Origin of the sequence: Intestinibacter sp. (genome assembly GCF_022780145.1) — a bacterium.
GTDB lineage: Bacteria > Bacillota > Clostridia > Peptostreptococcales > Peptostreptococcaceae > Intestinibacter.
Genome location: NZ_JALEXO010000213.1, coordinates 1 through 4,800 on the forward strand (window position 1 = coordinate 1; position 4,800 = coordinate 4,800).

Here is a 4,800-nt window from a genome sequence, read left to right on the forward strand (position 1 = left end):
TAGTATCGGAAACATGAATTTTAATAATGGAGATAATATTTTTCCTTCTGTAAAATCTGATACTTCTGACATATTTTTCCTCCTTTGAATTTAGTCCTTTAAATTATTTCTAATTTTACCTAAAACCTTGTAAAATACTTCTATTTCTTCAGGTGTAATATCTTTTGCCAATTGGTTTTCACCAGAATCAATTGCATCTGAAATTTTCTTAGACAGTTCAATTGATTTTTCTGTCAAAATTATTTTATTCAGGCGCGCATCCTCTGCAACTGGCACCCTTTTGATTAAGTCGTTTTTTTCCATGTTGTTTAACATAAGGCTCACAGAAGAGCGCTTTAAGTCGAATTCCTTTTCTATATCTTTTTGAAATATATCTCTCGAGCTATTGTCACAGATAAAATCTATCACATATGCCTGAGATAAAGTTATTTTGCCGTCTATAGAGCGAATTACAGCGGCATCTATTTTTCTTGAAATTATACGATTTATTTTATCGATATGAAGTCCAAGCTTGGATTTATTTTTCAAATTTAACCTCCTCTAAAAAAAATGTTTTGTACTAAACTATATTATATTTGTATGATAATAATGTCAATAGTTAAAACAAAAATTTATATTGATGAAATAAATATATCGTGGTAAAATCATTTTATGAAATAAATATATCATAAAAATGAAAATTTATGGAGGTGATATGTCATGGCAACAAAAGTCACAGATATACTTTTTTCTATGTACGAGGATTTCTTTGATGCAGAGAAAAAAATAGCCGACTACATACTTGCAAATAAGGAAAAGGTCGTGGATATGACAGTCGCGGAATTGGCGAGGGAGAGCAAGACCAGCGATGCGACGGTGTCTCGTTTTTGCAAAAAATGTAATTTGAAGGGATTTCACCATTTGAAAATTACACTGGCAAAAGAATTATCAGACAACGAGATAGACATAGTCAAATCAAATAATATAGATATAAACAACATATCACAATCGCTGGAGAATATTTTGGCGAATAAAATAGAGGAGCTGACTCAGACAGTTCGCATGATGGATGAGGCTACGTTGAGCAAAATACTGGATTTATTTAAAAATGCTGAATGTGTTCAATTTGCAGCAGTCGGAAACACTATACCAGTAGCATTGGACGGGGCTTATAAGTTCAACCAATTGGGGATAAAATCAGTGACACTGAGCATCTGGGAGACTCAGCTAGGATATACATTAAACGCAAATGAGAAAGACGTAATCGTCGTAATATCAAACTCAGGGGCATCGAAGCAGCTCGTAAACCTGGCGAAGGTGGCAAAGGAGAAAAATGCCACAGTGATAGGCATTACGAATTCGGAAAGCTCTCCTATTGCAAGGCTCAGCGATTATCATATCGCTACAGCGACTAGAGAGAGATTGTTTGTTGAGGAATACTGCTTTTCGAGAATTTCAGCGATGACAGTGATTGAAATTTTTTATCTTTTATTAGTGTCATCTAGCGAAAATTCGAAGGTTGCTATAAGAAAGCACGAGGAGCTTATTGCTGACGATAAGATATAAACTATATAAAGGAAGAAACTGGAAGGAGAAAATATGAATAAAAAGGAATTTAATTGGGCAATATTAGGAACAGGAGTAGTTGCAAATGAGATGGCAAATGCATTGAAAAAGGCCGGCAAATCAATCTACGCAGTCGGCAACCGCACACACAGCAAGGCCGTCGCTTTTGCAGAAAAATACGGTGTATCAAAGGTATACGATGATTTTCACGAGATGTTTTCAGACGAAGAGGTAGATATAATATACATAACTACACCTCACAACACACATATAGACTTCATGATGGAGGCAATCGCAAACGGCAAGCATATTTTATGCGAAAAATCAATCACATTAAACAGCGACGAATTAAATAGAGCAATCGAGCTTGCCGAAAAAAACAACGTCGTACTTGCAGAGGCGATGACAATTTACCATATGCCTTTATACAAAAAATTAAAGGAAATAGTAGAATCAGGAGCTCTAGGCGAACTTAGAATGATTCAAATGAACTTCGGAAGCTACAAGGACTACAACATGAAAAATAGATTTTTCAATATAGAGTTTGCAGGAGGATCACTTTTAGATATCGGAGTTTACGCTATATCATTTGTCAGATGGTTTATGTCATCTAAGCCGAACCAAGTTTTAAGCCAAGTAAAATACGCTCCATCAGGTGTAGACGAACAAGCAGGTATACTTCTTATGAATGAAGAACAAGAGATGGCGACTATCGCCCTAACTCTTCACTCAAAACAACCAAAACGTGGAATGATATCTTGTGACAAGGGCTACATCGAAATCATGGAATACCCAAGAGCAGAAAAGGCAGTCATCACATACACTGAAACAGGAGAAAAGGAAGTAATCGAAGTAGGAGTACACGAAGATGCACTATTCTATGAAATGCAAGATATGGAAAAAGCTGTTATGGGCGACAAAGAAATCACTCGTCTAAACTACACTAAAGATGTAATGGAAATAATGACAGATATCAGAAAAGAATGGGGATTAGTTTACCCAGAAGAGAGATAAATAGTTTGGATAATTTTTACAGTACTTTAGAACCGATAAATTATGGTAGAATTAATAGTATAGCAATACAAAACAACAGGGGGATAAATGATGAATAATATTTTACTTACAGGTGAAGTACAAGTTGGTAAAAGCACAGTAATTCAAAAAGTCTTGGATATGTTAAAAAAGGATTACGACTTAAAAATCGGCGGATATAGAGGTACTAGAGCTTTAATAAAAGAAGAAAACAAAACTATACTGAGATTTGGCATGAATTCACTTAGTGATAATTCCTCTTATAAGGTTCTTCAAAATGAAATTATCGATGGTAAAAACAACGTTACAATTTATTCAGAGAGCTTTGACGAGTACGCTCCTAAGCTAAAGGCTGATTTAGAAAACTGCAATCTAATAATACTAGACGAAATAGGATTTGCCGAAAGCAATTCGCCTAAATATCTAGAGGTTTTAAATGAAGCTTTAGACAGCGATAAGGTAGTATTTGGCGTTTTGAAAAAATGGGATTGTCCTGTAGTCAACGGTGTAAGAGATAGACAGGATGTAACCTTATTTAATATAGATGAAGACAACAGAGATTACATATACAACGAGATATATTTGACTTTACGTGATTTATTTATGTAGCTTATATACTGTTTACAAATAGGGGTATAGTAGATAGAAGTATAATTTATAGTAATTTGACAGATAATATATTAAACAAAACTTAAATGGAGTGAAAAGATGAATAATATACTAGAACAAGCTAAATCAATTAAGGATACTATAATAGAGTACAGAAGAACTATACATGCAAACCCTGAAGTAGGTGCAGAGCTTCCAAAGACTAAGTCATACGTTATGGATAAGCTTAGAGAGCTTGGATACGAACCACAAGAAATTTGTGAAAGTGGAATAGTAGCGACTATAGAAGGATCAAAGCCAGGCAAGACATTCTTACTTAGAGCAGACATGGATGCGCTTCCAATGCAGGAGAACACATCATGTGATTTCAAATCAAACAACGGAAGCATGCATGCCTGTGGACACGATATGCATACAGCGATGCTACTTGGAGCAGCAAAATTACTTAGAGACAACCAAGATCAAATAGAAGGAACTGTGAAATTAGTATTCCAACCAGATGAAGAGGGCTTCACTGGAGCGAAGAAAATGATAAAAGCAGGAGTTTTAGAAAATCCTAAGGTAGATGCAGCTATGGCGATGCATGTCCACTCAGGTTCACCTTCAAATCTAGTTTTATGTGGTCTAGGAACTAGTATCGCAGGGTGCATCAGATTTAGAATAAATGTAAAGGGAACAGGATGCCACGGTGCTATGCCGGAGACTGGAGTAGACCCGATAAATATAGCTTCACATATTTACCTTTCTCTACAAGAGTTAATAAGCAGAGAAGTATCAGCTACAGAAGCGGCAGTCCTTACAATAGGTAAATTCGCTGGAGGAGATGCTCCAAACATAATTCCAGGAGAAGTTGTGATGGAAGGAACTATCAGAAGTTTAAATAAGGAAATAGGCGAATTTATATTTGACAGAATGAACGATATAGTTACATCTACAGCTAAGATGTTCCGTGGAGAGGCAGAGTTAATCGAGCTATCATCAGTTCCACCACTTGCCAACGATAATGAGCTTGCAAATGAAGTCGTAGGATATATGAAGGACATTGTAGGAGATAAATCAGTCGTAGTATTTGAAGGCGGCGGAATGGGATCTGAGGATTTCGCATCTTATTCATATGAAGTACCGAGCTTATATATAATGCTAGGTGCAGGTAGCAAACAAGAAAACGAACTATACGGCGTGCCTATGCACAACGAAAAGGTAGTCTTTAATGAAGACATACTTCCAACAGGAGCGGCTATCCACGCTTATAGTGCTATAATGTGGTTAAAAAATCACAAATAGATTTTAGATAAAAATTAAAACTTTCTTGATTTTTAGTAATTTTATTTACTTTAATTCAAGGAAGTTTTTTACATTTTTGCAACATATAGAAAATAATTATTGATATACTATTGTTAAAAAGCGTATTGGGAGGGTATATGATAGGGATAATTTTTACAGTATTAACAGTATTTGCAATAATTGTTTTGACATATAAAAGAATAAGCAAGGATAAATTTAAAATTATAAAGGAAATAATCGATGATGTAAATGAACAGTATAAAAACATACTTAAGAGTAGAGCTCGCTACAAAAATACTTTACAATGGTTGATTTATTTGATATCTCAGG

Annotated in this window: 5 protein-coding genes and 1 pseudogene; 5 read left to right on the plus strand and 1 reads right to left on the minus strand. The window is 35.0% G+C overall.

Annotated features, from left to right (window positions below; translation table 11 throughout):
• Positions 1-90 precede the first annotated feature (90 nt).
• Complete coding sequence (locus MR593_RS08240; RefSeq protein WP_290691776.1) at positions 91-528, minus strand: MarR family winged helix-turn-helix transcriptional regulator; 438 nt, start codon at positions 526-528, stop codon at positions 91-93.
• Positions 529-699: 171 nt separating this feature from the next.
• Here MR593_RS08240 and MR593_RS08245 point away from each other — a divergent pair, with 171 nt between their 5' ends.
• The 5 genes and pseudogenes from MR593_RS08245 to MR593_RS08265 form a co-directional block, all read left to right on the plus strand.
• A complete protein-coding gene (locus tag MR593_RS08245; protein WP_290691778.1) occupies positions 700-1,545 on the plus strand; it encodes a MurR/RpiR family transcriptional regulator in 846 nt (281 codons plus the stop codon).
• A 33-nt stretch (positions 1,546-1,578) separates the two neighbouring features.
• A complete protein-coding gene (locus tag MR593_RS08250) occupies positions 1,579-2,559 on the plus strand; it encodes a Gfo/Idh/MocA family protein (RefSeq protein WP_290691780.1) in 981 nt (326 codons plus the stop codon).
• Between the two features lie 90 nt (positions 2,560-2,649).
• Entirely contained in the window at positions 2,650-3,186 is a 537-nt protein-coding gene (locus MR593_RS08255) for a nucleoside-triphosphatase (RefSeq protein ID WP_290691782.1), read from the plus strand.
• Positions 3,187-3,285: 99 nt separating this feature from the next.
• On the plus strand, positions 3,286-4,470 hold the full coding sequence (locus MR593_RS08260) for a M20 metallopeptidase family protein (protein WP_290691784.1): 1,185 nt from the start codon (positions 3,286-3,288) through the stop codon (positions 4,468-4,470).
• A 137-nt stretch (positions 4,471-4,607) separates the two neighbouring features.
• Positions 4,608-4,800, plus strand: a pseudogene (locus MR593_RS08265) (potassium channel family protein); the annotation flags it as partial.